Here is a 26,605-nt window from a genome sequence, read left to right as displayed (position 1 = left end):
GGGACGCCGTATGCGTCGTACACGTCGCTCGGCAGGAACGCGCGGCCGGACCGGCAACGCCCTCATAGCGACCGTCAGCGCGGTGGCGCTGTGTTCCGGCGCATGGCTGCTGAGCAGCGGTGCCGAGCCGCACCCCCCGCCGCAGCCGTCCGCCGCGCAGGCGTCCGCCCGGCCCGGACAGCACGACGCCGGCACCCCGCACGACGCCGGCACCCCGCAGGAGCCCGGCACCCCGCAGGAGTCCGGCTCCACGTCCCTCCCGCCGTCCCCGCCGGAGCGCCTGCGCATCCCCGCGATCGGCGTGGACACCCCGCTCATGGGCCTCGGCCTGACGCGCCAGGGCAGCCTCGACGTGCCGCCGCCGGAGCGGAAGAACCTCGCGGGCTGGTACGAGGCGGGCACCACGCCCGGCGAGCGCGGCACCGCGGTCGTGGCGGGCCACGTGGACAACAAGGAGGGCCCCGCCGTCTTCTACCAGCTGGGCGCGCTGCGCCGGGGCACCACCATCGAGGTGGAGCGCAGGGACGGCAGCGTGGCCGTCTTCACCGTCGACGCGAACGAGGTGTACGACGCCGACGCCTTCCCCGACGACAAGGTGTACGGCGCCGCGCCCCGGCCCGAGCTACGAGTGATCACCTGCGGCGGCAGGTACTCCAAGGAGACCGGCTACCAGGGCAACGTGGTGGTCTTCGCCCACCTGACCGAGGTCCGCTGAGACCGGGCGGCCCGCAGACGCCGGCCCTCAGCCACCGCCCCGGAAGGATCGACTCAGGCGACCCACTGCTCGTACGCCATCTTCACCACGAGCCCGAGAACCGTCGTCAGCAGCACGATCCGGACGAAGCCGCTGCCCTTCTTCAGAGCCGTGTGGGCGCCGAACATGCCGCCCGCGAGGTTGAAGGCGGCCATCAGCGCGGCGAGCTGCCACAGGACCGCGCCCTGCCAGGCGAACATCGCGAGGGCCCCGGCGTTGGTGCAGCAGTTGACGATCTTGGCGGTGGCCGACGCGGCGACCAGGTCGAGGTGGAGCACGGCGGTCAGGGCGAGGACGAGGAAGGTACCGGTGCCGGGGCCGATCAGGCCGTCGTAGAACCCGATGCCGAGTCCCGCGAGGCCGATCGCGGCGAGAATCCGCTTCGGCGAGGCGGGCTCCGCCGCGGGCGCGGTGCCGAAGGCGGGCCGCAGGATCACGAAGGCGGCCACGGCGACCAGCACCACCATGATGACGGGCTTCAGCACCTCGGTGCTCATCCCGGCCGCGAAGAAGGCGCCGCCCATCGACCCGGCGAGCGCGGCGAGGCCGATCCGCACAGCGGTCGGCACGTCGACGCGGGTCTTCCTGATGTACGTGACGGCGGCGCCCGTGGTGCCGACGATCGCGACGGCCTTGTTGGTGCCGAGGGCGTGCGCGGCCGGGGTCCCGGCGGGCAGCCCGAGCAGCAGGGCCGGGAGCAGCAGCAGTCCCCCGCCGCCGACCACCGCGTCGATCCAGCCCGCCGCGAGGGCGGCGACGCAGAGGACGACGACGGTGGTCAGCGATATGTCAGGCATGATCGCGACCCTATGGACGAGATGACTGCACAGTCCACGGAAACGGGAGTTAGTTGAGCTACTTCTGAGCCAACTGCAACTCCAACCGCAACCGCAACCGGCACCGGCACCGGCACCGGCACCCGCACCCGCACCCGCACCCGCACCCGCACCCGCACCCGCACCCGCACCCGCACCCGCTCAACCAACCACCCGCCCACCCGAAACCCCAATCCGCCGCAAGGCGGCGGCCCAGGGAACACCACAGAGCAAACAGGCGGGCGGGCGGGAAACACTCCGCCCCGAAGCGGCGGCACAGAAACACCCCCGGCCGGCGGCCGAGGCACCCGCCCCCTCACACCCCCGGTGAGCAACGGCTGAGGACAGCGATCCCCGGGGGAAACACCCGGGTCCCGCCCGGGTAACACCACCCCCGCACGCTGCATGTCATGACACCCAAGGCAGTGGTGATCGGCACGGGCCTGGCCGGCACCCACGTGGCGAACCGCCTCGGCACCGGCACGGTGCTGATCGGCGAGGAGGCCCACGCCCCGTACAACCGCGTCCTCCTCGCGGAGGTCCTCGCGGGCCGCTACGGCGCGGAACTGACCGCCCTGCCGGCCCCCGCCTGCACCCTGCTCCGCACCCGCGCCGTCCGCGTCGACCGCGCCGCCCGCGAGGTCCACTGCGAGGACGGCGCCGTCGTCCCCTACGCCACCCTGGTCCTCGCGACCGGCTCGAACCCCGTGCTGCCGCCCCTGCGCGGCCTGTTCGCCCCCGGCGCATCCGAACTGCCCGGCGGCGTCCACGCCTTCCGCACGATGGACGACTGCCTGGCCCTGTCCGCCGCCGTGGAGCCCGGCGTCCGCGCCGTCGTCATCGGCGGCGGCCTGCTCGGCGTGTCGGCGGCGAGGGCGCTGGCCCACCGGGGCGCGCAGGTCGTCCTGACCCAGCAGGCCGAGCGGCTCATGGAGCGCCAGCTCGACCCGGCCTCGTCGGAGCTGGTGCGGGCGCACCTCACCGGTCTCGGCGTCGAGGTGCACACCGAGTGCCGGGTGCGCGGGGTCACCGTCACCGACGGGTCGGTCCGCCGGGTGGAGCTCGCGGACGGCTTCGCGCTGGAGACCGACGTGACCGTCCTGGCCTGCGGCGTACGCCCCCGCACCGGTCTGGCGCGGGCCGCCGGACTCGACGTGCGGAAGGGGATCGTCGTGGACGACCTGCTGCGGACGTCCGATCCGCACATCAGGGCGGTCGGCGACTGCGCGGAACACGCGGGCCGCGTCTACGGCCTCGCGACCCCGGCGCTCGAACAGGCCGACGCACTCGCCGACTCGCTCGCCGACGACCTCGCCGGCCGCGCCGCGCGCCCCTACGCGGGCAGCCGCATGCTCACCCGCCTCACCCTGGCGGGACCCGGACCGCTCGACCTCGCCGCGTTCGGCGAGACCGAGGCCCGCCCCGACGACGACGTCGTCCAGCTCGCCGACGCCACCCGCGGCACGTACCGCAAGGTCGTCGTCCGCGGCGACCGCCTGGTCGGCGGCGTCCTGCTCGGCGACCTCGCCTCGGTCGGCGCGCTCGCCCGCGCCTGGGAGGCCGACGACGTCCTGCCCGAGGACGAGAGCCCCCTGCTCCACCTGCTCACCCACCCCCAGCCTGCCGACCCCGGTCGAGCGGGGGAGATCCCGATCGGAGGCCGCTGACATGCCGAAGCCCCAGCCGAACCCCGCCCCGTCCCCGCAAGGCCGACCCGCCCTCGTGCTCGTCGGCCACGGCATGGTCGGCCAGCGCTTCCTGGAGGCCGCCGTCGAGCGCGGCCTCGCGGCGAGCCACCGCATCGTGGTGCTGTGCGAGGAGCCGCGCCCCGCCTACGACCGGGTGCAGCTCACCTCGTACTTCTCGGGCCGCACGCCCGACGAACTCTCGCTCACCGACCGCGCCTTCCTCGACGAGCACGGCATCGAGCTGTACGTCGGCGAGCCCGCGGAGAGCTTGGACCGGGAGGCGAAGACGGTCACGGCGCGCTCCGGCCGTGTCTTCGCCTACGAGACGCTCGTCCTGGCCACGGGCTCCTACCCGTTCGTGCCGCCCGTGCCGGGCAAGGACGCGACGGGCTGCTTCGTGTACCGCACCATCGAGGACCTGCTCGCCATCGAGGAGTACGCGAAGCGGCGCGCCACGACCGGCGCGGTGGTCGGCGGCGGTCTGCTCGGCCTGGAAGCGGCGGGCGCGCTGCGCGGCCTGGGGCTCGCGACGCACGTGGTGGAGTTCGCGCCGCGCCTCATGCCCGTCCAGGTCGACGAGGGCGGCGGCGAGGCGCTGCTCCGCACCATCACCGGCATGGGCCTGACCGTCCACACGGGCACCGGCACGCAGGAGATCGTGACGGACGACGACGGCGCCGTGCGCGGCATGAAGCTGTCGGACGGCCGTGAACTCGCCACCGACCTGGTGGTGTTCTCCGCGGGCGTCCGGCCGCGCGACCAGCTCGCCCGCGCGCACGGCCTCGCCGTCGGCGAGCGCGGCGGCGTCACCGTGGACGAGCGGTGCCGCACCAGCGATCCCGACGTGTACGCGATCGGCGAGTGCGCGCAGGCGGCGGACGGCCGGGTGTACGGCCTGGTCGCGCCCGGCTACGAGATGGCGCGGACGGCCGCCGCCGCCATCGCCGCCGAGGACGGTCCCGGCTTCACGGGCGCGGACCTGTCCACCAAGCTCAAGCTTCTCGGCGTCGACGTCGCCTCGTTCGGCGACGCCCACGGCACGGCGGAGGGCTGCCTCGACGTCGTCTACGCCGACTCGCGCTCGGGCACGTACAAGAAGCTGGTGATCGGCGCGGGCGGCGAACTGCTCGGCGGCGTCCTCGTCGGCGACGCGGAGGCGTACGGGCTGCTGCGCCCGCTCACCGGCAGCGTGCCGCCGGTGCCCGCCGAGCAGCTGGTGCTGCCCGCGGGCACGGGCGTCTCCGCCGCGCTCGGCCCCGAGGCGCTGCCGGGCTCCGCGGTGGTCTGCAACTGCCACAACGTCACGAAGGACGAGGTCCAGGCCTGCGCCACGCTGCCCGAGGTGAAGAAGTGCACCAAGGCGGGCACGGGCTGCGGCAGCTGCGTGAAGCTGATCGGCCGGCTGCTGCCGCGGACCGGCGACGACGGGCTGTGCGGCTGCTTCGGCCAGACCCGCCAGGAGCTGTACGAGATCGTGCGCGCCCTGCGGTTGACGTCGTTCCGCGAACTGCTCGACGGGCACGGCCGCGAGGCGGCGCGCGGCGGCGAGGGCTGCGAGGTCTGCAAGCCGACGGTCGGGTCGATCATCGCCTCGCTGGCCCCGACGATCGGCGCGGAGGGCCACGTCCTGGACGGTGAGCAGGCCGCGCTCCAGGACACCAACGACCACTTCCTCGCCAACCTCCAGAAGAACGGCTCCTACTCGGTGGTGCCCCGCATCCCCGGCGGCGAGATCACCCCCGAGAAGCTCATCGTCATCGGCGAGGTGGCGCGCGACTTCGGCCTCTACACGAAGATCACCGGCGGCCAGCGCATCGACCTCTTCGGGGCCCGCGTCGAGCAGCTGCCGATGATCTGGACACGCCTGGTGGACGCGGGCTTCGAGTCGGGCCACGCGTACGGCAAGGCGCTCAGGACGGTGAAGTCCTGCGTCGGGCGGACCTGGTGCCGCTACGGCGTGCAGGACTCCGTGCGCATGGCCATCGACCTGGAGCTGCGCTACCGCGGCCTGCGCGCCCCGCACAAGCTGAAGTCGGCGGTCTCCGGCTGCGCCCGCGAGTGCGCCGAGGCCCAGTCCAAGGACTTCGGCGTGATCGCCACGGCGAGCGGCTGGAACCTGTACGTGGGCGGCAACGGCGGCGCGACCCCGCGCCACGCCGACCTGCTCGCGCAGGACCTGGACGACGCGGAACTGGTGCGCCTCATCGACCGGTTCCTGATGTTCTACATCCGCACCGCCGACCGCCTGGAGCGCACCGCGGCCTGGCTGGAGCGGATCGACGGCGGCCTCGACCACGTGCGCGACGTCGTCGTCCACGACTCCCTCGGCATCTGCGCCGAGTTGGAGGCGCTGATGGCCGACCACGTCACGCACTACCGCGACGAGTGGGCCGACACCCTCGACGACCCGGAGCGGCTCGCCCGCTTCGTGTCGTTCGTGAACGCGCCGGGCGTGCCCGACCCGACGGTCGGCTTCGTGCCCGAGCGCGAACAGATCAAGCCGGACCTGCCGCTGCTGGCCATCGGCCGGCGCCCCCTGGAAGGAGCCTCCCGATGAACGTCCAACTCCGTGTCGCCGACACCTGGTTCGAGGTCTGCGAGCGCGCGCGGCTCACGCCGGGACGGGGCCTTGCGGCCCTGCTGCCCGACGGCCGCCAGGCCGCGCTGTTCCTGGACCGCGCGGGCCGCGCGTACGCGATCGACAACCTCGACCCGTTCACGGGCGCGGCGGTGCTCTCGCGGGGGCTGCTCGGCACCGCCGACGGTCGGCCGTTCGTGGCGTCGCCGCTCCTGAAGCAGCGGTTCGACCTGGAGACGGGGCGGTGCCTGGACGACGACGAGGTGGCGGTGGAGACGCATCCGGTGCGCATCGCCTGACCCGGCGGCCGCGCGCGAGCCCCGCATTACTTGACCGTTCGTTCCAGTAACCCCTAGTGTCCCCTCGTGGCCAGGACCAAGGAATTCGATCCGGACGCCGCGCTCCAGTCGGCCCTAGAGCTGTTCTGGCGGCGCGGCTACGAGGCGACGTCGATGGCGGACCTCGTCGAGGCGCTCGGCATCGGCCGCGCCAGCATCTACGCGACGTTCGGCAACAAGCACGACCTGTACCTGAAGGCCCTTGAGCGGTACGTCCAGGTCCAGGACCCGCGCCTGATCGCCGACCTGTCCCGGCCCGGCCCCGCCCTGCCCGCGGTGCGCGAGGTCGTCCGCCGCTTCGGCGGCGAGGCCGGCTCCGGCGAGGGCGGTCGCCGCGGCTGCTTCGTCACGAACACGGCGGCCGAACTGGGCCCGCACGACGAGGCCGCGGCCCGCCGCGTCGAGCGGAGCTGGGAGCACCTGGAGACCCTCCTGCACTCCGCCCTGGTCCGCGCCCGGGCCCAGGGCGAGCTGCCCGCGGACCGCGATCCGCTGACCCTCGCCCGCATGCTGCTCGTCCTGATGCAGGGCCTGCGCGTGGTCGGCAAGGCGTCGTCGGACCCGGCCCGCGTACGGGACGCGGTGGAGCAGGCGCTGACCCTCCTGGACTGACCTCCGACACCACGCCACCCCCGGCGCCTCAAAGCCCCGGCGCCCCGACACCCCGGAGCTCTGACACCCCGGAGCTCTGACACCCCAGAGCCCTGGCGCCCCCAGAGCCCTGGCACCCCGGTGCCGGCACCACCCCACCCGTTCCCCGTCACGCCCTGATATTTGACCGTTCGGTCAAGAAGGGCGCTCGGTCAAGAGAAAAGAGATGACATGCCCGCAGCAACCGCTCCCCGCACCCGCTTCACCGGCCGCACGGCCCTCGTCACCGGCGGCGGCTCCGGTCTCGGCCGCGCCATCGCGCTCGCGTTCGCCGCGGAGGGCGCGAACGTGGTCGTGGCCGGACGCACCGAGGCCTCCCTGAAGGAGACCGTGTCCCTCGTCGAGGCGGCCGGCGGCAGCGCCCTCGCCGTCACCGCCGACGTGTCCCGCTCCGCCGACCTCGCCGCCCTGGTCACCGCCGCCGTGGAGCGCTACGGCTCGCTGGACGTGGCCGTCAACAACGCGGGCGTCCTGCGCGCGGGCCGGCCGGTCGCCGAGCTGTCCGAGGCTGACTGGCGCACCATGCTCGACATCAACGTGACCGGCGTCTTCCTCGCCCTCCAGGCCGAGATCAGGCAGATGCGCACGCAGGCGACGGGCGGCGCCGTCGTCAACATCGGCTCCAACCTCGGCGCCCACACCAGTGCCCCGGGCGCCGCCGCCTACGGGGCGACCAAGGCCGCGGTCTCCGCGCTGAGCCGCGCGGCGGCGGCCGAGCACATCGCGGACGGGGTCCGCGTCAACACCGTGAGCCCCGGCGCCTCCGCCACCGCCATGTCGCTCAGGCCCGGCGAGACCGAGGAGGACCGCGCCGCCCGGATGAAGGAGGAGTCGCCGCTCGGCCGTGTGTCCACCACCGCCGAGGTCGCCGCCGCCGTGCTGTACCTGGCGTCCGACGAATCCGCCTCCGTGGTCGGCGCGGACCTGGTGATCGACGGGGGCGCCGCCGCCTGACCGGGGCGCGGCCGGATGCCGCCACTCGGCCGCAACACCCCTGTCGTAATCCCCGTGCATGGTTGATCGTTGGGCCGACGTGAGGTGAGGCACCGACCGCACTCAGGGAGACGAACCAGCATGACGATCAGCCGAAGGACACTGCTCGGTACCGGCGCGGCTCTCGGACTGCTCACGGCCTGCGGGTCCAACACCGGGCGCGGGGGCGGGGGTTCGGGCGGCAGCGGCCCCCGGCTCGCCCAGTGGTACCACCAGTACGGCGAGGCGGGCGTCGAACAGGCCGTGAAGCGGTACGCCGCCGCGTACGAGAAGGCCGACGTACAGGTCCAGTGGCGGCCGGGGAACTACGACGAGCAGACCGCGGCGGCCCTGCTCACCGACTCGGGGCCCGACGTCTTCGAGGTCAACGGCCCGTCCCTGGACCAGATCCGCCAGGGCCAGGTCGTCGACCTCACGGACCTCTTCGACGGCGTGCGGGGCGACTTCAACCCGGCGGTGCTCGCCCCGAAGACGTACGAGGGGAAGATCTGGGCGATCCCCCAGGTCGTCGACATGCATCTGCTCTACTACCGCAAGAGCCATCTCGACGACGCGGGCGTCAGGCCGCCCAGGAGCCTGGACGAGCTGGTCGACGCGGCGAAGGCGCTGACGACGGAGGACGTGAAGGGCCTCTTCCTCGGCAACGACGGCGGCGCGGGCGCCCTCGGCGTCACGCCCCTGCACGCGGCGGGCCTCTCCTCCGTCACGGAGGACGGCGGGATCGGCTTCGACGACCCGGCCGCCGCCCGGACCCTCGGCAAGCTCCACGAGCTGTACGCCGACAAGTCGCTGCTGCTCGGCGCGCCCGCCGACTGGTCGGACCCCTCGGCGTTCACGCAGGAGCTGACCGCGATGCAGTGGTGCGGCCTGTGGGCGCTGCCCGCGGTGGAGAAGGAGCTGGGCGACGACTTCGGCGTCCTGCCGTTCCCCGCCGACGGCTCCGGCGGGAAACCGGCGCTGCCCGTCGGCGCGTACGGCGCGGCGGTGAGCGCCCGCAGCAAACACCAGGAGGAGGGCAAGGCCTTCCTGAAGTGGCTGTGGATCGACAGGACCGAGTACCAGGAGGACTTCGCGCTCTCCTACGGCTTCCACATCCCCGCCAGGCTCTCCCTCGCCGGGAAGGCCGGCAAGCTGCGGAACGGCCCGGCGGCGGACGCCGTGCGCTACTCCACCGAGTACGGCTACGCGGAGCCCCTGCTGTGGACGCCCGCCTCCCGTACCGCGTACCAGGACGCGCTGAGCCGGATCATCAAGTCCGGCGCGGACCCGGATGACCAGCTGAGGTCCGTCGTCCGCACGGTGCGGGCGGAGCTGGCCCGGGCCGAGAAGACGTCGTGAGGGCCGCCCCCCGGCGAGGGGGCGTGCTCGGCGCCCAGAACCGGACCCTGTGGTTCTGGGTGTTCGTCGGCCCCTTCGCGCTCGGCCTGGCCCTCTTCACCTACGTGCCGCTCGCCTGGAGCGTCTACCTCAGCTTCTTCGACGCCCACAACACGGTCTCGCCCGACGACTTCGTCGGCTTCGGCAACTACACGGCGATGCTGCGGAACGACGCGTTCACCGACAGTCTCGTCACCTTCGCGGTCTTCTCGGCGTTCATCGTGCCGACGACCTTCGCGCTCTCGCTGGCGCTCGCGCTGATGGTCAACCGGCTCCGCAGGGCGCAGGCGTTCTTCCGCTCCGTCTTCTTCCTGCCCGCCGCGTGCAGCTATGTCGTCGCGGCCCTGATCTGGAAGCTGTCGATCTTCAACGGGGTGCGGTTCGGGCTCGCCAACACCGTCCTCGGCTGGTTCGGCGCCGACCAGACCGCCTGGCTCTCGACCACGGACCCGCCCTGGTACTGGCTGGTCATCGTCACCGTGCGGCTCTGGCTCCAGGCGGGCTTCTACATGATCCTCTTCCTCGCGGGGCTCCAGCGGATCTCCCCCGTCCTGTACGAGGCGGCGGCGGTGGACGGGGCGCGGCCCGGCTGGCAGGTGCTGCGCCACATCACGCTGCCGCAGTTGCGCGCGACCTCGGTCGCCGTGGCGCTGCTGCTCGTCATCAACGCCTTCCAGGCCTTCGACGAGTTCTACAACCTGCTCTCGGACTCGGGCGGCTATCCGCCCTACGCCCGCCCGCCGCTCGTCTACCTCTACTACACGGCCCTCGGCCAGGAGCAGAACCTCGGCCTCGGCAGCGCGGGCGCGGTGATCCTCGCGCTGATCATCGCGGTCGTGACGGTCGGCCAGGCCACGTGGTTCGGCCTGGGCCGGAAGGAGGACTGACCGCCATGCCCCGCCCCAGGACGACACCCGCCCGGCGCCCCGGCGCCCCCGCACTTCGACGCCCTCGCGCCGCCGGCCCGCCCCGGCGGCCCCTCGACGACGCGATGGTCCGCGCGGGCCGCGCCCTGCGCGCCGTCCTGCTCGCCGCGCTCGCCCTGCTCTTCCTGATCCCCTTCTACCTCCTCCTGCGCAACGGCCTCGCGTCGGAGGACGAGATCACCTCGCCCGACTGGACGTTCTTCCCCTCGACACTGCGCTTGTCCAACCTGTCGGAGCTCTTCGAGGGCCCGACGGTGCCGATGGCGAACGCCCTGCTCAACTCCACGCTGATCGCGGTCGCGACGACGCTCGGCACCCTCGTCCTCGCCTCGCTCGCCGGATACGGCCTGGCCCGCATCCCCTACCGCCACGCCGGCAAGGTCTTCTACGCGATCCTCGCCACGATGATGGTCCCGGCGGCCGTCACGTTCGTGCCGAGCTTCGTCCTGGTCTCCTCGCTCGGCTGGGTGTCGACCCTGCGCGGCCTGATCGTGCCGACCCTCTTCTCGGCCTTCGCGTGCTTCGTCTTCCGCCAGTACTTCCTGGGCTTCCCCCGTGAGCTGGAGGACGCGGCCCGAGTGGACGGGCTCGGCCACTGGCGCACGTACTGGCGGGTGGTCGTCCCCAACTCCCGCCCGGTCTTCGCGGCCGTCGGCACGATCGTCTTCATCGGCGCGTGGAACTCCTTCCTCTGGCCCCTGGTCATCGGCCAGGACCGCGAGGCCTGGACGGTCCAGGTGGCCCTGGCCACCTTCACCACCTCCCAGGTCATCCGGCTGCACGAACTGTTCATCGCCGCGGCGGTCTCGATCCTCCCGCTGCTCGTGGTCTTCCTCTTCTTCCAGCGGTGGATCGTGGCGGGGGTGGAGAGGTCGGGGATCGACGACTGAACCCCCCTCACGCGGGCGCGGCGACGTCCTCCACCCGCTCGGGGAGCTTGCGGAGCCTGGACAGCGTCTGGTTCAGCAGCCGGACGGCCGCGTCGGCACGCTCCCGGCCGAGCGGCCGGGCCGCGGTCCCGCCGGGACACAGCGCGGCCAGCTCGGCGAGCGCGTCCTCGACCCCGCCAGAAGCGGTGTGCACCTCACGGATCCGCTCCTCCAGGCGGGTGACCAGGGCTTCCGGTGACGGGGGCCCCGCGATGCCCCCGTCGGCGCCGTCGGGGGCCACCGGCCCGGAGCCCTCGGAGGCGGCGGCTTCTTGCACACCGGGGTCCGGCCGCAGCCCGGTCTCCGGGGACGTCACGGGTGACGTCACCGGGGTCGGCCCCGGCGCGGGCATGGGCAGTGCCGTCCGGCTCGGAACGACGGTGCGCGCCGGCGGGACCACGGCCGTGGTGGCCGCCTTGGCCCTCCGGGGCTTCCCGCCCGTCTCCTTGGGGAACTCGGTGTCGAACCAGAGAGCCGTCATCTCCCGGCCCGGCATCTCCTTCCCGGAGGGGCCGACCTGCCATGGCCTGCGGTCCCCGTCGTCCATCGCGGCGACGAGCGCCTTCAGCAGCCCGGCCGCCATCATGCGGCTCTTCTCATGCCGCAGCGCTTGCAGGCAGTTCACCACCGTCCGCCGTGAGCGACGCACGCTCTCCCCGGCGTCGCCCACGGCTTCCTGGCCGTCGAGTGATCCCCGGTCGGCCTCGATGATCCCGAAGGAGGCCAGCCAGTGGACCGCCCGGTAGGCCACCAGTTCCTCGAAGGCCGCGTCGTCCGAGTCCGCGACCGCCAGGAGGTCCCGGAGCCCGCGTCCCGAAAGGACGACGCCCTCCCGCGCCTTCGTGCCGAAGACCTGCCCGACGCGCGGGTTCCACGGCTTGGGGTAGCTCTCCGACGTCAGGGCCGACCACGTCCGGGCGCGCTGGTGGATCTCCGCCGCCTTGAGCTGGGACGGCTGGTTCTCGCTGAGCGCGCGGCGCAGCAGGTGCCGCTTGTGCGGGTCCGTGGGGAACAGCTCCTGGAGCAGCTTCATGGAACGCAGGTCCCGCAGTTCCGAGACGGTCATGCCGGGTGAGGCGTCGGGGAGTTCGCGCACGGGCGCGAGACCGGACAGCACTTCCGCCGTCTTCTCGTCCATCACGCGCTGGGCGACGTACATGCCGAGGACGCTGCGCCCGAGCGCACGGGAACGGTTGGTCGAGTCGAAGTCGAGCGGCGGGTGCACGTGGTCTCGCCGGTTGTTCATCTGCACGATCCGGAAGAGCCGCTGCGGGGTCGGAGTGCCGATGACCAGGTGCGCGTCCACCACGGCGATGGCGGCGGCGCGCCGGGCCCGGGACCCGTTCGCGGAGTCCGGGTCGTCCTCCGCCTCGGCGTGCTCCCGGTTGAGCAGAGCGGAGAACTGCGGGAGCCAGACCCGGGGGTCGAAGACGACGTCGTCTCCGTCCCGACCGAGTTTCTCCGCCGGGACTCCCGACAGCACCTCGCCGGAACTCAGACGGTAGATCGACTGCCGTTTCTGTGTTCGATTGTTTCCCCGGACCGCCATCCACCCCCAGTACGCGCTGGGGTACATGGGGTTTCCGTCGGAGTCGTTCTCCGGCGTCTCCGCGAGGCGCACCTGCTGCGGTACGTACATGCCGGGCTCCTGCTGCCCGTTGAGGACCAGGTCCTCCTCCAGGTCGTACGGGCGGACGCGGTCGCGCCTCATCAAGGCGTTCGCCGCGTCCTCCGCGTTCATCATCAGCGCCTGCCGGTCGGGCACCACGCTCTCCAGGGCGGCGAGGCAGGTCTCGCTGCCGTCACCGACGACTCCCTTCCAGGGGCGGATGGGGGCCAGCGTGCGCTCGGTGCCCTGGCCCACCGAAGGGTCGGCCGTGGAACGCCAGATCGAGCTGATCCGCTCGTTGTGTCCCCACAGCACCCCTCCGACCCCGTGCATGCGGACGACGGCGACGACCATGTCACCGGCGTCGGTGCGCAGGCGGCGTACCGCACTCCCCTTGAGCGTGCGGACGCCGTTGGCGTCGGCCTCGCTCAGCGTGTCCTCGGGGTCGACGATGAAGGGGGCCACGTTCTCCAGCGCCCCTCGTGGAAGGTTCACCCCCTCCGTGGCCAGTACGGCTTGGATCCAGGCGCTCTGCCGCGCCTCGGAGACCGGAAGCGGAAAAGGCCCTTCGGTGGCGCTGTCGCCCATGCCGTACCTCGCGTCTTGCGGAAGAAGTCGTCAGAAACGACTGAAATGCTGGCAGCGCCCCCTGCACGATCACCACACTTGTCGGATAGGTACACGAATTCGAGCCGCAGCTCAGGGCAGGGATTGGCGAAACCAACGGGCGGAACGGAGCGTGCCCGAGTCCCGGAAGGCCGTCCGGATCGTGACATCCGGCCCCGCCGGACAGCGTGATTCTCGCCACCCCTGATAGGCCTTGCGCTCAGATGAGCAGGAAAATGGCGGTTGCACTTCTCCAAGGGGTGGCACTCAGTGCCACTGCTCGATCATTCACTACGTGAACTCACATCTGAGTTAGACACGCTCATGTGAGCGTTTTGCAGGGTCTACGGGAGTTGAGCATTCAAGAGTTGAATGCACGCCGCCGGCATTCGCTACCACCGGGTCACTTTCGATCCGGCGGCGGACGGGTGGTTACGGCCGCATGACGCACAAGTGGACGTACCCAGGTGCCTTCGATCTGGGTATGTTCCTCGCCGTCAGGGCAGCCACCGAGTCCTCGAGGAGCCGAGACCCGTGTCGGAAAACAAAGATCCCCACGTAGCTCACACGAGTGAGGGCGTTAAGTTCGTTTACGACTTCACCGAAGGCAACAAGGACCTCAAGGACCTGCTCGGCGGCAAGGGCGCCAACCTCGCCGAGATGACCAACCTCGGGCTGCCCGTCCCCCCGGGCTTCACCATCACCACCGAGGCGTGCAAGACCTACCTCGACAGCGGTGAGGAGCCGGCCCCGCTGCGGGACGAGGTGAGTGCGCACCTCGACGCCCTGGAGCGGAAGATGGGCAAGAAGCTGGGTCAGGCCGATGACCCGCTGCTCGTCTCCGTCCGCTCGGGCGCCAAGTTCTCGATGCCCGGCATGATGGACACCGTCCTGAACATCGGGCTCTCCGACAAGTCCGTCTCCGGGCTCGCCAAGCAGTCCGGCGACGACCGCTTCGCGTGGGACTCCTACCGCCGGCTCATCCAGATGTTCGGCAAGACCGTCCTCGGCGTCGACGGCGACCTCTTCGAGGACGCGCTGGAGGCCGCCAAGAAGGCCAAGAAGGTCACGGTCGACACCGACCTGGAGGCCGCCGACCTCAAGAAGCTCGTCACGAAGTTCAAGAAGATCGTCAAGGCGGAGGCCGGGCGGGACTTCCCGCAGGACCCGCGCGAGCAGATGGACCTCGCGATCCGCTCGGTCTTCGAGTCGTGGAACACCGACCGCGCCAAGCTCTACCGCCGCCAGGAGCGCATCCCGCACGACCTCGGCACGGCCGTCAACGTCTGCTCGATGGTCTTCGGCAACCTCGGCCCCGACTCCGGCACGGGCGTCGCGTTCACCCGCGACCCGGCCAGCGGCCACCAGGGCGTGTACGGCGACTACCTCCAGAACGCGCAGGGCGAGGACGTCGTGGCCGGCATCCGCAACACCGTCCCGCTCGCCGATCTGGAGCAGATCGACAAGAAGTCGTACGACCAGCTCATGCAGATCATGGAGACCCTCGAAACGCACTACAAGGACCTGTGCGACATCGAGTTCACCATTGAGCGCGGCCAGCTGTGGATGCTCCAGACCCGCGTCGGCAAGCGCACCGCCGGCGCCGCCTTCCGCATCGCGACGCAGCTCGTGGACCAGGGGCTCATCGACGAGGCCGAGGCGCTCCAGCGCGTCAACGGCGCCCAGCTCGCGCAGCTGATGTTCCCCCGCTTCGACGAGGGCGCGAAGGTCAAGCAGCTCGGCCGCGGCATCGCCGCGTCACCCGGCGCCGCGGTCGGCAAGGCCGTCTTCGACTCCTACACCGCGATCAAGTGGTCGCGCTCGGGCGAGAAGGTCATCCTGATCCGCCGCGAGACCAACCCCGACGACCTGGACGGCATGATCGCCGCCGAGGGCATCCTGACCTCGCGCGGCGGCAAGACCTCGCACGCGGCGGTCGTGGCGCGCGGCATGGGCAAGACCTGTGTCTGCGGCGCCGAGGAGCTGGAGGTCGACACCAAGCGGCGCTGCCTCACCGCGCCGGGCGGCGTGGTCGTCGAGGAGGGCGCCACCGTCTCCATCGACGGCTCGACCGGCAAGGTGTACCTCGGTGAGGTGCCCGTCGTGCCCTCGCCCGTGGTGGAGTACTTCGAGGGCCGCATGCACGCGGGCGCCGACGACGCCGACGAGCTGGTCGCCGCCGTGCACCGGATCATGGCGTACGCGGACCGGGTGCGGCGGCTGCGGGTGCGCGCCAACGCGGACAACGCCGAGGACGCGCTGCGGGCGCGCCGCTTCGGGGCGCAGGGCATCGGCCTGTGCCGCACCGAGCACATGTTCCTCGGTGAGCGCCGCGAGATGGTCGAGCGGCTCATCCTCGCCGACGCGGACGACGAGCGCGAGGACGCCCTGAAGGAGCTCCTGCCGCTGCAGAAGCGGGACTTCGTGGAGCTGTTCGAGGCGATGGACGGCCTGCCCGTCACCGTCCGGCTGCTCGACCCGCCGCTGCACGAGTTCCTGCCCGACATCACCGAGCTGTCGGTGCGCGTGGCGCTCGCCGAGTCCCGCAAGGACCCCAACGAGAACGACCTGCGCCTGCTCCAGGCCGTGCACCGGCTGCACGAGCAGAACCCGATGCTGGGTCTGCGCGGCGTCCGCCTCGGGCTCGTCATCCCGGGTCTGTTCACCATGCAGGTGCGGGCCATCGCCGAGGCCGCCGCCGAGCGCAAGAACGCCAAGGGCGACCCGCGCGTGGAGATCATGATTCCGCTCGTCGGCACGGTCCAGGAGCTGGAGATCGTCCGCGAGGAGGCCGAGCAGGTCATCGCGGAGGTGCAGGAGACGACCGGCGTCGAGCTGAAGCTGGCGCTCGGCACGATGATCGAGCTGCCGCGCGCCGCGCTGACGGCCGACCAGATCGCGGAGGCCGCGGAGTTCTTCTCCTTCGGCACGAACGACCTGACGCAGACCGTCTGGGGCTTCTCCCGCGACGACGTGGAGGCGAGCTTCTTCACGGCGTACCTGGAGAAGGGCATCTTCGGGGTCTCGCCGTTCGAGACCATCGACAAGGACGGCGTCGGCCGGCTCGTGCGGGACGCGGCCAGGGCGGGCCGCGCGACCCGTCCCGACCTGAAGCTCGGCGTCTGCGGCGAGCACGGCGGTGACCCGGAGTCGGTGCACTTCTTCCACGAGGTGGGCCTGGACTACGTCTCCTGCTCGCCGTTCCGCATCCCGGTGGCCCGGCTGGAGGCGGGCCGCGCGGCCTCGCACTCCACGGGCAGCGACCACCGGTAGGCGCCTGCCCCAAGACCCCGGGACCGTCGCCGTGTCCCCGACCCTCAACACCGATGCGGCGGCGGTCCCGGTCCAGAGCCTGTGGCTCACCCCGTGAAGGGGCGGCGCCCGTGCGGGGGCGCCGCCCCTTTCGCGTGCCCTCGCCGGGTCGGGTCACCGGCTCGGGCAGCGTCAGAAGGGCGGCCCGGTGGCGGCCCGCCGAGCGCGGCGGCCCCGGGTCCGCCGGGCGCGGCGACGCCGACGAGCCGCGGACGCGCGCCGGTGGCATGCGTACAGCAGGTCGAACCTCGTGAACGGGATCAAGGAGCTTCCCGTCACGGTGGCGCCCGTCCCGTCACGGTGACACCCGCGTGGGTCAGCCGCCCGAGGTGTCCAGTTCGGCGTCCTCGCTGATGCCCGCGCAGTCGTACGGGTCCTTCAGCCAGCCGTCGGGGAGGACCACCCTGTTGTTGCCGGACGTGCGGCCCCGGGGGCCGTCCGCGCCCGTGGGCCACGGCTGGTCGAGGTCCAGTTCGCCGAGGCCGTCCTCCAGCTCGGCCAGGGACGACGTGATCGCCAGGCGCTTGCGCATCTCGGAGCCGACCGCGAAGCCCTTGAGGTACCACGCCACGTGCTTGCGGAAGTCGATGACGCCCCGCGCCTCGTCGCCGATCCACTCGCCGAGCAGCGTGGCGTGGCGCAGCATGACCGCGGAGACCTCGCGCAGGGTCGGGGCCTTGGGCGCGCCCGTGCCCTCGAAGGCCGCCACCAGATCGCCGAAGAGCCAGGGGCGGCCGAGGCAGCCGCGGCCCACGACGACGCCGTCGCAACCGGTCTCGTCCATCATGCGCACCGCGTCCGCCGCCGACCAGATGTCGCCGTTGCCGAGCACCGGGATCTCCGGCACGTGCTCCTTCAGGCGCGCGATGGCGTCCCAGTCGGCCGTGCCGCCGTAGTGCTGCGCGGCCGTCCTGCCGTGCAGGGCGATGGCCGTGACGCCCTCCTCGACGGCGATGCGGCCCGCGTCGAGGAAGGTGATGTGCTCGTCGTTGATGCCCTTGCGCATCTTCATGGTGACGGGGAGATCCCCGGCGCCGCTGACGGCCTCGCGGAGGATCGCGCGGAGCAGCGGGCGCTTGTACGGGAGCGCGGAGCCGCCGCCCTTGCGGGTCACCTTGGGGACGGGGCAGCCGAAGTTCAGGTCGATGTGGTCGGCGAGGTCCTCTTCCGCGATCATGCGGACGGCCTTGCCGACGGTCGCCGGGTCCACGCCGTACAGCTGGATCGAGCGCGGCTTCTCCGTCGCGTCGAAGTGGATGAGCTGCATCGTCTTCTCGTTGCGCTCGACCAGGGCGCGGGTGGTGATCATCTCGCTGACGAAGAGGCCCTTGCCGCCGGAGAACTCCCGGCACAGCGTCCGGAACGGCGCGTTCGTGATGCCCGCCATGGGGGCGAGCACGACGGGCGGCTGGACGGTGTGCGGGCCGATCTGCAGGGGCTTGGACGGCATGGGAAGCTCTCCGGGACGGACGACGGGACCCTCCATTGTCCCTCACCCGGCCGCGCTCCGGGGACCACGCCCCTGGGGCATGATCGACCGCGCCCCCGCGCCCCGGCGGGCTACCGTCAGGTACATGCCCGATGAACTCACCCGCGGCGGGCGCAGGCTCGTCCTCGCGATCTGCTGTATGAGCCTGCTGATCGTCAGCCTCGACAACACCGTCCTGAACGTCGCGCTGCCGACCATGCGGCGGGAGTTCGACGCCGGCGTCTCGGGCATGCAGTGGACCATCGACGCGTACACGCTCGTCCTCGCCTCGCTGCTCATGCTCGCGGGCTCGACCGCCGACCGCGTCGGACGCCGCAAGGTCTTCCAGGCGGGCCTGGTGGTCTTCACCGTCGGCTCGGCGCTCTGTTCGCTCGCCCCGAACCTGCCCTGCCTGGTCGCGTTCCGCACGGTCCAGGCGGTGGGCGGTTCGATGCTCAACCCCGTGGCGATGTCGATCATCACCAACACGTTCACCGAGCCGCGCGAGCGGGCCAGGGCCATCGGCGTCTGGGGCGGCGTCGTCGGCATCTCCATGGCGGCGGGCCCCCTGGTCGGCGGCCTGCTCGTGGACTCCGTCGGCTGGCGCTCGATCTTCTGGATCAACCTGCCGGTCGGCCTCGCCGCGCTCTTCCTGACCATGCGGTACGTGCCCGAGTCCCGCGCCCCGAGGCCGCGCCGCCCCGACCCCGTCGGGCAGCTCCTGGTCATCGTGCTGCTCGGCGCGCTGACGTACGCGATCATCGAGGCGCCCAGCGCCGGCTGGACCTCGCCGCTGATCCTCGCCTCCGCCGCGGCGGCGCTCCTGGGCCTGACCGGGCTCGTCCTCTATGAGCCGCGGCGCGCGGAGCCCCTCATCGACCTGCGCTTCTTCCGGTCGGCGCCGTTCAGCGGGGCCACGGTGATCGCGGTCTGCGCCTTCGCGTCGCTCGGCGGCTTCCTCTTCCTGTCGACGCTCTACCTCCAGGACGTCCGCGGCCTCGACGCCCTCCACGCCGGCCTGTGGATGCTGCCGATGGCGGCCATGACCCTGGTCTGCGCTCCCCTGTCGGGGCGGCTCGTGGGCAGCCGCGGGCCCCGGCCCTCCCTGCTGATCGCGGGCGTCGCGATGACGGCCTCGGGCGTGCTGTTCGCGGCGTTCGAGGCGGAGGACACGGGCGTGACGCGCTTCGTCGGCTACGTGCTCTTCGGCCTCGGCTTCGGCTTCGTCAACGCCCCGATCACCGACACGGCGGTCGCCGGGATGCCGCGCGCCCAGGCGGGCGTGGCCGCCGCGGTCGCCTCCACCAGCCGCCAGATCGGCCAGACGCTCGGCGTCGCCGTGATCGGCGCGGTCCTGGCGTCGGGCGTCGCCTCGTCCTCGTACGCGGAGGACTTCACCGGGGCCGGCCGCCCCGCCTGGTGGATCCTCGTGGCCTGCGGTCTCGCCGTCCTCGTCGTGGGCGCCCTGACCAGCGGCCGCTGGGCGCGCGCCACGGCGGAGCGGACCGCGGAACGGCTGGCCGACGACGGCCAGGGGGTGGCGGCCGTCGCCGGGAGGTAGCCGTGCCCGCGCGTCCGCCGTCGGCGCGGGACCGCCTCCGTCAGCGCAGGATCTCGACGCGCATCCGCTCCTTCGGCGTGGCGATGTCCCAGTAGCGGACGGTGCCCCGGGCGTCCTTGTAAGCGCCCGTGCCGCCGGTGATGGCCATGTCGAGCGGACTCTCGCGGTCGGTGAGCAGCGACTGCATCGTCAGGGAGCCGCGTTCGAGTTCCAGCGTGATCACGGCCTGGGACGTGGATTCGCCACCGCTGAGGTTGATGACCTGAGCCGTCCCGGCCCCGACGCCGACCTCACGGCCGTTCTCCACGGCGGTGCCGCAGTAGACGCTCATGTCGCCCAGGCTCGGCCCCGCCTCGCCGAGATCGACGGCCCGGTGCTCCAGGTCCTTGATCTGGAGCTCGATGACCTCGACGCGGCCCTGTTTCGCGGTGTCGGCCTTCCCGGCGCTCGTCCCGGTGCCGGCGCCCGCACTGCCCACCGCGAAGACGCCGACCGCCGCGGTGGCCAGCGCCAGGGTGGCGCCTCTGGTGAGCCTGGTGCGAGCCCTGCTGTTCCCCATGGCGGAATCTCCCTCGCGGCGATCTTCTCGTGCGGACGGCTCGACGCTATGGCGCGCCCGTCGCGGGCGTCCAAGACCAGCGCCGCCATGAGCTGATCACCCCGAGGGCATGAGTCCCGTCATCGGCGGACGCCCCCGTGCTGCCGCGCCCCGCCCCTAGAGCCCCTCCTCCGTCGGCCGGTGCTCCACGTGCTCGATCACCGTGCCGTCCCGGTGGCGCGCCGTGAAACCCGAGCCGGTCGGGACCTCGGCCGGCGGCTCCGTGATCTCCGCGCCTTCCGCGGCCAGGCGGTCAAGCCAGGTCCGCGCCGAAGCGACGAGCAGGGTGCCGTGCGTCACACCGCCGTGTGGCCCGACCCCGCGGGCGTGCCCGAGGAGCGGCGGAACCTGCTGATGCTGCTCGTCGGCGACGAGCGGCATCAGCGGGTGCTGCCCGGCTGGGAGCCGGTGGCCATGGATCTCCACCGGCATGTGCGCACGCGTGCGGACCACCGCCCGCGGGACGAGGGCTTCGCACGCCTCACCGGCCGCCTGCGGTCCGCTCGGCCGGACCTCGGGCAATGGTGGGAGTGCCGCTCCGTCGGCGACTTCGCCCCGCGCACGGTCGAGATCACCCCGCGGGGCGAAGGCCCGCCGAGGCCGTACGAGATGACGCTGCTGCTCACCCCGCGGCCGCAGGACGCGGCGATCCTCGTGCAGACGCCGAAGCCCCCGGTCCCATGACCGGGACCGGGGGCTTCGTGGAGCGGTGGGCGGGTCAGCAGCCCACGAGGCGGGTGGCGAGGTAGCCCTCGATCTGGTCGAGGGAGACGCGCTCCTGCTTCATGGTGTCGCGCTCGCGCACCGTGACGGCGTTGTCGTCGAGGGTGTCGAAGTCGACGGTGACGCAGTACGGCGTGCCGATCTCGTCCTGGCGGCGGTAGCGGCGGCCGATGGCGCCGGCGTCGTCGAACTCGATGTTCCAGTTCTGCCGGAGCGCGGTGGCCAGGCCCTTGGCCTTCGGCGAGAGCTCCGGGTTGCGGGAGAGCGGCAGGACCGCGACCTTCACCGGGGCGATGCGGTGGTCGAAGCGCATGACCGTGCGCTTCTCCAGCTTGCCCTTGGCGTTGGGCGCCTCGTCCTCGATGTAGGAGTCGAGGAGGAAGGCGAGCATGGTCCGGCCGACACCGGCCGCGGGCTCGATGACGTACGGCGTCCAGCGCTCGCCGGCTTCCTGGTCGAAGTACGACAGGTCCTGGCCGGAGGCCTTGGAGTGCGCGGTCAGGTCGTAGTCGGTGCGGTTGGCGACGCCCTCCAGCTCGCCCCACTCGCTGCCGCCGAACTGGAAGCGGTACTCGATGTCAGCGGTGCGCTTGGAGTAGTGGGAGAGCTTCTCCTTCGGGTGCTCGTACCACCGCATGTTCTCCTCGCGCAGGCCGAGACCGGTGTACCAGTTCCAGCGCTGCTCCATCCAGTACTCCTGCCACTTCTCGTCCTCGCCCGGCTTGACGAAGAACTCCATCTCCATCTGCTCGAACTCGCGGGTGCGGAAGATGAAGTTGCCGGGCGTGATCTCGTTGCGGAAGGACTTGCCCATCTGCGCGATGCCGAAGGGCGGCTTGCGGCGCGAGGTCTGCTGGACCTGGCCGAAGTTGGTGAAGATGCCCTGCGCGGTCTCGGGGCGCAGGTAGGCGACGGAGCCGGTGTCCTGGGTCGGGCCGAGGTGCGTGGCGAGCATGCCGGAGAACTGCTTGGGCTCGGTGAACTGGCCCTTCGTACCGCAGTTGGGGCAGTTCACATCGGCGAGGCCGTTGGCCGGGGGACGGTTGTGCTTGGCCTCGTAGGCCTCTTCCAGGTGGTCGGCGCGGTGGCGCTTGTGACAGGAGAGGCATTCGGTGAGCGGGTCGGAGAAGGTCGCGACATGGCCGGAGGCCTGCCAGACCTCGCTCGCCAGGATCACCGACGAGTCGATGCCGACGACGTCCTCGCGCGAGGTGACCATGTAACGCCACCACTGGCGCTTGAGGTTCTCCTTCAGCTCGACGCCGAGCGGCCCGTAGTCCCAGGCGGCGCGCTGGCCGCCGTAGATCTCACTGCAGGGGAAAACGAAGCCACGGCGCTTGCTCAGGCTGACGATGGTGTCGATCTTGTCGGCGGCCACGGTGCTCTTCTCATGACGACGGCGGGGCGAAGCCTTCACTGCCGGAGGCAGCGGCTTCGGGAGCGAATGCTTCAGGTTACCGGCGGCCCGACCCCCCTAATCAAATCGGTTCCGGTATGACCCTCTTACCGCACCCCCGAGGGGGCTTTGTTGACAATCGTTTCCACATTTGTTGAAAATGAGTGTCATGAACGTACGACGACGCCTCATATCCACCGCCGCCCTCGCCTCCGCCACGGCGCTCGGTCTCACCGCGCTGACCGCGTGCTCGACCTCCGCGGCGGACGGCAAGGACGGCAAGCTCGACGTGGTGGCGTCGTTCTACCCCATGCAGTACCTCGCGGAGCAGATAGGCGGCGGCCACGTCTCCGTCACCAACCTCACCGAGCCCGGCCAGGAGCCCCACGACCTCGACGTCTCCGCCAAGCAGCGCGGGCAGCTGGAGGAGTCCGACGTCGCCGTGTACCTCAAGGGCCTCCAGCCCGCCGTCGACGACGCGATCGACCAGTCCGGCATCGGGACCAAGGTCGACGCCGCCTCCCTGACCAGCACGGAGAAGCACGGCGACGAGGCCGGCGGCCACGCCGACGAGCACGGCCACGAGGAAGAGGAAGGCCACGAGGGCCACGACCACGGCCACTCCCACGAGGGCGCCGACCCGCACATCTGGCTGGACCCGGTGAAGTACGCCGAGGTCGCCGAGGGCGTCGGCAAGGCCCTGGAGAAGGCCGACCCGAAGAACGCGAAGACGTACGAGAAGAACACCGCGAAGCTCGTGAAGAAGCTCGGCGCCCTGGACACCTCCTTCAAGGACGGCCTCAAGGACACGAAGTCCACGGTCTTCATCACCACCCACGCCGCCTTCGGCTACCTCGCCGAGCGCTACGGCCTGACCGAGGAGGCCATCAGCGGCCTCGACCCCGAGGGCGAGCCCAGCGCCAAGCGCGTCAAGGACCTCCAGAAGATGGCGAAGGAGGACGGTGTCACCACCGTCTTCTACGAGACGCTCGTCAGCGACAAGACCGCGAAGACCCTGGCGAACGACGCCGGCCTGAAGACTGATGTACTCGACCCGATCGAGGGCATCACCGAGGGCAAGTCCAAGGGCGACGACTACATCCAGGTCATGGAGTCCAACCTGAAGGCCCTGCAGAAGGCCCTGGGCGCCAAGTGACCCCACTCTCCGCGGCTACGGAGGCATGAGCCATGACCAAGACAGATCCGGGCGAAGCCGTCATATCCCTGCGCAAGGTGACGGCCGAGCTGGGCTCGCGCCCCGTGCTGCGCGGCATCGACCTCCAGGTGGGCCGCGGCGAGGTCGTCGCCCTGCTCGGCGCCAACGGCTCCGGCAAGTCCACCGCCGTGCGCACGGTCATCGGCCAGGTCCCCGTGAGCGGCGGCGAGATAGAGATCTTCGGCGCCCCGCGCCGCCGCTTCCGCGACTGGGCCCGCGTCGGGTACGTCCCGCAGCGCACCACGGCCGCCGGCGGCGTGCCCGCCACGATCAGTGAGGTCGTCGCCTCCGGGCGGCTCTCGCGCGCCCGCTTCGGCATCCTCGGCAGGGCCGACCGCGCCGCCGTGGCCAGGGCCATCGACCTGGTGGGCCTCGCGGACCGCGCCAAGGACTCCGTGAACGCCCTCTCCGGCGGCCAGCACCAGCGGGTCCTGATCGCGCGCGCCCTGGCCTCCGAGCCCGAGCTGCTGATCATGGACGAGCCCATGGCGGGCGTCGACCTGGCCAGTCAGGAGGTCCTGGCGGCCACGCTGCGCGAGCAGGTCGCCAAGGGCGCCTCGGTCCTGCTCGTCCTGCACGAGCTGGGCCCCCTTGAGCCGCTGATCGACCGGGCCGTGGTCCTGCGCGACGGCTGCGTGACGCACGACGGCCCGCCGCCGCGCGCGGTCGGCCAGCACGCGCTGCCCGGCCACGACCACGTCCACCCGCACACCGCCGACGCGGAGCCGGTCCGCACCGGCCTCCTGACCTGACCGAGGACGAGAGCGCACCATGGAAATCCTCGAATACGCCTTCATGCAGCGGGCGCTGCTCGCCGCCGTCCTCGTCGGCATCACCGCCCCCGCCGTCGGCATCTACCTCGTCCAGCGCCGCCAGGCCCTGATGGGCGACGGCATCGGCCACGTCGCGATGACCGGCGTCGGCCTCGGCTTCCTGCTCTCCACGTCCCCGGTGTGGATGGCCACGGCGGTCGCGATCGTCGGCGCCGTGATCATGGAGCTGATCCGCTGGTACGGCAAGACGCGCGGCGACATCGCGCTCGCGATGCTGTTCTACGGCGGCATGGCGGGCGGCGTGATGTTCATCAACCTCGCCCCCGGCGGCTCCAACGCGAACCTCCAGTCGTACCTCTTCGGCTCCCTCTCGACGGTCTCCGAGGAGGACGTGACGGCGATCTGCCTGCTCGCCGCCTTCGTGGTCCTGGTCACGGTCGGCCTGCGCCGCCAGCTCTTCGCGGTCAGCCAGGACGAGGAGTTCGCGCGCGTGACCGGGCTCCCGGTGCGCGCGCTGAACCTGCTGACGGCGGTGACCGCGGCGGTCACGGTCACCGTCGCCATGCGGGTCGTGGGCCTGCTCCTGGTCTCCGCCCTGATGGTGGTGCCGGTGGCGGCCGCCCAGCAGCTCACGCGGAGCTTCGCGGCGACGTTCGCCGTCTCGGTGGCGATCGGCGTGGCGGTGACGATCGGCGGCACGGCGACCTCGTACTACCAGGACGTGCCGCCCGGCGCGACGATCGTCCTGCTGACCATCGGGGTCTTCATCGCCCTGACGGTGCTCGCGACGCCGCTCGCCCGGCGCAGGGCCCGTGCGGCGGCGGCAGCGGCGGCGTCCGATCCGGCCGAGTGCGCGGTTCCCGCCCAGCCGGCGGCCAAGGGCTGACCCCGTTCGCGGGCGACCTGGCACAATGGCCCGGCAGGCCCAGACCAGAGCGCAGACGCGAGGAGACAACCGTGGGAGCCCCGGTTCGAGGCAGGTCCACCCGCCAGCGCGCGGCAGTGGCCGCGGCACTCGACGACGTGGACGAGTTCCGCAGTGCGCAGGAGCTGCACGACATGCTCAAGCACAAGGGCGACTCGGTGGGTCTGACCACCGTCTACCGCACGCTCCAGTCCCTGGCCGACGCCGGTGAGGTGGACGCCCTGCGCACCAGCGAGGGCGAGACGGTCTACCGCCGGTGCTCGACCGGTGAGCACCATCATCACCTGGTCTGCCGCGTCTGCGGCAAGGCGGTGGAGGTCGAGGGCCCGGCCGTGGAGTCGTGGGCCGAGTCGATCGCCACGGAGCACGGCTTCGTGAACGTGGCGCACACGGTGGAGATCTTCGGCACCTGCGCGGAGTGCGCGCGGAAGTAGGCGGTGTCACGCGAGGGGGCCCGTACCGCCACAGGCGCGGTACGGGCCCCCTCTCGCGTCCGGCGGTCAGCTGTTGGCGATCTGCTCCTCGTTCGGGATGGCGCCGCCGAAGCGGCGGTCGCGCCCGGCGTATTCGAGACAGGCGCGCCATAGGTCGCGGCGGTCGAAATCGGGCCACAGCACGTCCTGGAAGACCATCTCGGCGTAGCTGGACTGCCAGATCAGGTAGTTCGAGGTGCGCTGCTCGCCGCTGGGCCGCAGGAAGAGGTCGACGTCCGGCATGTCCGGGTAGTACAGGTACTTCGCGAACGTCTTCTCGTTCACCTTGGACGGGTCGAGCCTGCCCGCCGCCACGTCGCGGGCGATGGCCTGCGCGGCGTCGGCGATCTCGGCACGGCCGCCGTAGTTGACGCAGAAGTACAGGGTCATCGCGTCGTTGTCGACCGTCTGCTCCTGGGCGATCTGGAGTTCCTGGACGACGGACTTCCACATCTTGGGCATCCGGCCCACCCAGCGGATGCGGATGCCCAGCTCGTCCATCTCGTCGCGGCGTCGGCGGATGACGTCGCGGTTGAAGTTCATGAGGAAGCGCACCTCCTCGGGCGAGCGCTTCCAGTTCTCGGTGGAGAAGGCGTACAGCGAGAGGTTCTTGACGCCCATCTCCAGGCAGCCCTTGAGGACGTCGAGGACGACCCCCTCGCCCACCTTGTGGCCCTCGGTGCGCGGCAGCCCCCGCTCCTTGGCCCAGCGGCCGTTGCCGTCCATCACGCACGCCACGTGCTTCGGTACGAGCTCGCCGGGGATCTTCGGCGGCCGGGCGCCCGAGGGGTGCGGCTCGGGGACCTTGTACTCACGGCGGGACCGTCCGAGGATTCCGCGTCGTGCCATGGGGGGCTCTCTCCTACCTAGCTGATCTCTGTGCGTGCGTGCTCACG

Annotated in this window: 23 protein-coding genes; 16 read left to right on the top strand and 7 right to left on the bottom strand. The window is 71.7% G+C overall.

Features of this window, described 5'->3' with window-relative positions:
• The first annotated feature begins 10 nt into the window (after positions 1 to 10).
• Positions 11 to 715 (top strand): class F sortase, encoded by a 705-nt coding sequence (locus DCW30_RS07460; RefSeq protein ID WP_076686499.1) that lies wholly within the window; start codon positions 11 to 13, stop codon positions 713 to 715.
• A 53-nt stretch (positions 716 to 768) separates the two neighbouring features.
• On the opposite strand, the gene DCW30_RS07455 is transcribed toward DCW30_RS07460, so the two are convergent.
• Complete coding sequence (locus DCW30_RS07455; protein WP_076686498.1) at positions 769 to 1,551, bottom strand: sulfite exporter TauE/SafE family protein; 783 nt, start codon at positions 1,549 to 1,551, stop codon at positions 769 to 771.
• Between the two features lie 428 nt (positions 1,552 to 1,979).
• On the opposite strand from DCW30_RS07455, the gene DCW30_RS07450 reads away from it, so the two are divergent.
• The 8 genes from DCW30_RS07450 (at position 1,980) to DCW30_RS07415 (ending at position 11,010) form a co-directional block, all read left to right on the top strand.
• A complete protein-coding gene (locus DCW30_RS07450) occupies positions 1,980 to 3,236 on the top strand; it encodes an NAD(P)/FAD-dependent oxidoreductase (protein ID WP_076686497.1) in 1,257 nt (418 codons plus the stop codon).
• Between the two features lies 1 nt (position 3,237).
• Positions 3,238 to 5,814 (top strand): nitrite reductase large subunit NirB, encoded by a 2,577-nt coding sequence (gene nirB / locus DCW30_RS07445; protein WP_076686496.1) that lies wholly within the window; start codon positions 3,238 to 3,240, stop codon positions 5,812 to 5,814.
• On the top strand, positions 5,811 to 6,134 hold the full coding sequence (nirD, locus tag DCW30_RS07440) for a nitrite reductase small subunit NirD (protein ID WP_076686495.1): 324 nt from the start codon (positions 5,811 to 5,813) through the stop codon (positions 6,132 to 6,134). The genes nirB and nirD overlap by 4 nt, the downstream gene beginning before the upstream one ends.
• Positions 6,135 to 6,200: 66 nt before the next feature.
• Positions 6,201 to 6,785 (top strand): TetR/AcrR family transcriptional regulator, encoded by a 585-nt coding sequence (locus tag DCW30_RS07435; RefSeq protein WP_076686494.1) that lies wholly within the window; start codon positions 6,201 to 6,203, stop codon positions 6,783 to 6,785.
• Between the two features lie 210 nt (positions 6,786 to 6,995).
• Positions 6,996 to 7,778 (top strand): SDR family NAD(P)-dependent oxidoreductase, encoded by a 783-nt coding sequence (locus tag DCW30_RS07430; protein WP_076686493.1) that lies wholly within the window; start codon positions 6,996 to 6,998, stop codon positions 7,776 to 7,778.
• Between the two features lie 120 nt (positions 7,779 to 7,898).
• A complete protein-coding gene (locus DCW30_RS07425; RefSeq protein ID WP_205576618.1) occupies positions 7,899 to 9,155 on the top strand; it encodes an ABC transporter substrate-binding protein in 1,257 nt (418 codons plus the stop codon).
• Positions 9,152 to 10,081: a carbohydrate ABC transporter permease gene (locus DCW30_RS07420; protein ID WP_076686492.1), complete on the top strand. Its 930-nt coding sequence runs from the start codon at positions 9,152 to 9,154 to the stop codon at positions 10,079 to 10,081. Before DCW30_RS07425 ends, DCW30_RS07420 begins: the two co-directional genes overlap by 4 nt.
• Before the next feature lie 104 nt (positions 10,082 to 10,185).
• Positions 10,186 to 11,010, top strand: coding sequence for a carbohydrate ABC transporter permease (locus DCW30_RS07415; RefSeq protein ID WP_076686491.1), 825 nt, complete (start codon positions 10,186 to 10,188; stop codon positions 11,008 to 11,010).
• Between the two features lie 7 nt (positions 11,011 to 11,017).
• Here DCW30_RS07415 and DCW30_RS07410 read toward each other — a convergent pair whose 3' ends face one another.
• The gene (locus DCW30_RS07410) at positions 11,018 to 13,153 is read right to left on the bottom strand and encodes a hypothetical protein (RefSeq protein ID WP_232626682.1); all 2,136 of its coding nucleotides are present in this window, start codon (positions 13,151 to 13,153) and stop codon (positions 11,018 to 11,020) included.
• 645 nt (positions 13,154 to 13,798) lie between these two features.
• Between DCW30_RS07410 and ppdK the strand changes: the two genes are divergently transcribed.
• Positions 13,799 to 16,537: a pyruvate, phosphate dikinase gene (gene ppdK / locus DCW30_RS07405; RefSeq protein ID WP_076686489.1), complete on the top strand. Its 2,739-nt coding sequence runs from the start codon at positions 13,799 to 13,801 to the stop codon at positions 16,535 to 16,537.
• A 355-nt stretch (positions 16,538 to 16,892) separates the two neighbouring features.
• On the opposite strand, the gene dusB is transcribed toward ppdK, so the two are convergent.
• Positions 16,893 to 18,026, bottom strand: coding sequence for a tRNA dihydrouridine synthase DusB (gene dusB, locus DCW30_RS07400; protein WP_103557492.1), 1,134 nt, complete (start codon positions 18,024 to 18,026; stop codon positions 16,893 to 16,895).
• A 124-nt stretch (positions 18,027 to 18,150) separates the two neighbouring features.
• Here dusB and DCW30_RS07395 point away from each other — a divergent pair, with 124 nt between their 5' ends.
• Positions 18,151 to 19,605, top strand: a complete 1,455-nt coding sequence (locus DCW30_RS07395; RefSeq protein ID WP_076689357.1) for an MFS transporter — start codon at positions 18,151 to 18,153, stop codon at positions 19,603 to 19,605.
• 40 nt (positions 19,606 to 19,645) lie between these two features.
• On the opposite strand, the gene DCW30_RS07390 is transcribed toward DCW30_RS07395, so the two are convergent.
• Positions 19,646 to 20,164, bottom strand: coding sequence for an allene oxide cyclase barrel-like domain-containing protein (locus DCW30_RS07390; RefSeq protein WP_079250149.1), 519 nt, complete (start codon positions 20,162 to 20,164; stop codon positions 19,646 to 19,648).
• A gap of 156 nt (positions 20,165 to 20,320) precedes the next feature.
• Positions 20,321 to 20,503 (bottom strand): hypothetical protein, encoded by a 183-nt coding sequence (locus DCW30_RS07385; protein WP_205576617.1) that lies wholly within the window; start codon positions 20,501 to 20,503, stop codon positions 20,321 to 20,323.
• Here DCW30_RS07385 and DCW30_RS07380 point away from each other — a divergent pair.
• On the top strand, positions 20,495 to 20,887 hold the full coding sequence (locus DCW30_RS07380) for an MmyB family transcriptional regulator (RefSeq protein WP_123985623.1): 393 nt from the start codon (positions 20,495 to 20,497) through the stop codon (positions 20,885 to 20,887). The genes DCW30_RS07385 and DCW30_RS07380 overlap by 9 nt on opposite strands.
• 34 nt (positions 20,888 to 20,921) lie before the next feature.
• Here the strand turns inward: DCW30_RS07380 and DCW30_RS07375 are convergent, their stop codons facing one another.
• Positions 20,922 to 22,304: a glycine--tRNA ligase gene (locus DCW30_RS07375; protein WP_062776720.1), complete on the bottom strand. Its 1,383-nt coding sequence runs from the start codon at positions 22,302 to 22,304 to the stop codon at positions 20,922 to 20,924.
• 187 nt (positions 22,305 to 22,491) lie between these two features.
• Here DCW30_RS07375 and DCW30_RS07370 point away from each other — a divergent pair, with 187 nt between their 5' ends.
• The 4 genes from DCW30_RS07370 (at position 22,492) to DCW30_RS07355 (ending at position 25,670) form a co-directional block, all read left to right on the top strand.
• Positions 22,492 to 23,478, top strand: coding sequence for a metal ABC transporter substrate-binding protein (locus DCW30_RS07370; protein ID WP_076686487.1), 987 nt, complete (start codon positions 22,492 to 22,494; stop codon positions 23,476 to 23,478).
• Positions 23,479 to 23,510: 32 nt separating this feature from the next.
• Positions 23,511 to 24,290: a metal ABC transporter ATP-binding protein gene (locus DCW30_RS07365; RefSeq protein ID WP_062776716.1), complete on the top strand. Its 780-nt coding sequence runs from the start codon at positions 23,511 to 23,513 to the stop codon at positions 24,288 to 24,290.
• Positions 24,291 to 24,309: 19 nt separating this feature from the next.
• Positions 24,310 to 25,197 carry a metal ABC transporter permease gene (locus DCW30_RS07360; RefSeq protein ID WP_076686486.1) on the top strand — a complete coding sequence of 296 codons (888 nt, stop codon included), beginning with the start codon at positions 24,310 to 24,312 and terminating at the stop codon, positions 25,195 to 25,197.
• Positions 25,198 to 25,268: 71 nt separating this feature from the next.
• Positions 25,269 to 25,670: a Fur family transcriptional regulator gene (locus DCW30_RS07355; RefSeq protein WP_062776712.1), complete on the top strand. Its 402-nt coding sequence runs from the start codon at positions 25,269 to 25,271 to the stop codon at positions 25,668 to 25,670.
• A gap of 66 nt (positions 25,671 to 25,736) precedes the next feature.
• Here DCW30_RS07355 and DCW30_RS07350 read toward each other — a convergent pair whose 3' ends face one another.
• Positions 25,737 to 26,558, bottom strand: a complete 822-nt coding sequence (locus DCW30_RS07350) for an isoprenyl transferase (RefSeq protein WP_062776710.1) — start codon at positions 26,556 to 26,558, stop codon at positions 25,737 to 25,739.
• Between the last annotated feature and the right edge of the window lie 47 nt (positions 26,559 to 26,605).

It is taken from the genome of Streptomyces alfalfae, from assembly GCF_004127445.1.
Lineage (GTDB): Bacteria > Actinomycetota > Actinomycetes > Streptomycetales > Streptomycetaceae > Streptomyces > Streptomyces alfalfae.
The sequence above is the reverse complement of the archived record's forward strand: the minus strand, read 5'-3'. Positions and strand labels throughout refer to the sequence as shown.

Coding starts and splice junctions, on each gene's coding strand:
- DCW30_RS07460 (WP_076686499.1), top strand. CDS start 11: ATGCGTCGTACACGTCGCTCGGCAGGAACGCGCGGCCGGACCGGCAAC.
- DCW30_RS07455 (WP_076686498.1), bottom strand. CDS start 1,551: ATGCCTGACATATCGCTGACCACCGTCGTCGTCCTCTGCGTCGCCGCC.
- DCW30_RS07450 (WP_076686497.1), top strand. CDS start 1,980: ATGACACCCAAGGCAGTGGTGATCGGCACGGGCCTGGCCGGCACCCAC.
- nirB (WP_076686496.1), top strand. CDS start 3,238: ATGCCGAAGCCCCAGCCGAACCCCGCCCCGTCCCCGCAAGGCCGACCC.
- nirD (WP_076686495.1), top strand. CDS start 5,811: ATGAACGTCCAACTCCGTGTCGCCGACACCTGGTTCGAGGTCTGCGAG.
- DCW30_RS07430 (WP_076686493.1), top strand. CDS start 6,996: ATGCCCGCAGCAACCGCTCCCCGCACCCGCTTCACCGGCCGCACGGCC.
- DCW30_RS07425 (WP_205576618.1), top strand. CDS start 7,899: ATGACGATCAGCCGAAGGACACTGCTCGGTACCGGCGCGGCTCTCGGA.
- DCW30_RS07415 (WP_076686491.1), top strand. CDS start 10,186: ATGGTCCGCGCGGGCCGCGCCCTGCGCGCCGTCCTGCTCGCCGCGCTC.
- dusB (WP_103557492.1), bottom strand. CDS start 18,026: ATGCCGTCCAAGCCCCTGCAGATCGGCCCGCACACCGTCCAGCCGCCC.
- DCW30_RS07395 (WP_076689357.1), top strand. CDS start 18,151: ATGCCCGATGAACTCACCCGCGGCGGGCGCAGGCTCGTCCTCGCGATC.
- DCW30_RS07390 (WP_079250149.1), bottom strand. CDS start 20,164: ATGGGGAACAGCAGGGCTCGCACCAGGCTCACCAGAGGCGCCACCCTG.
- DCW30_RS07370 (WP_076686487.1), top strand. CDS start 22,492: ATGAACGTACGACGACGCCTCATATCCACCGCCGCCCTCGCCTCCGCC.
- DCW30_RS07365 (WP_062776716.1), top strand. CDS start 23,511: ATGACCAAGACAGATCCGGGCGAAGCCGTCATATCCCTGCGCAAGGTG.
- DCW30_RS07360 (WP_076686486.1), top strand. CDS start 24,310: ATGGAAATCCTCGAATACGCCTTCATGCAGCGGGCGCTGCTCGCCGCC.
- DCW30_RS07350 (WP_062776710.1), bottom strand. CDS start 26,558: ATGGCACGACGCGGAATCCTCGGACGGTCCCGCCGTGAGTACAAGGTC.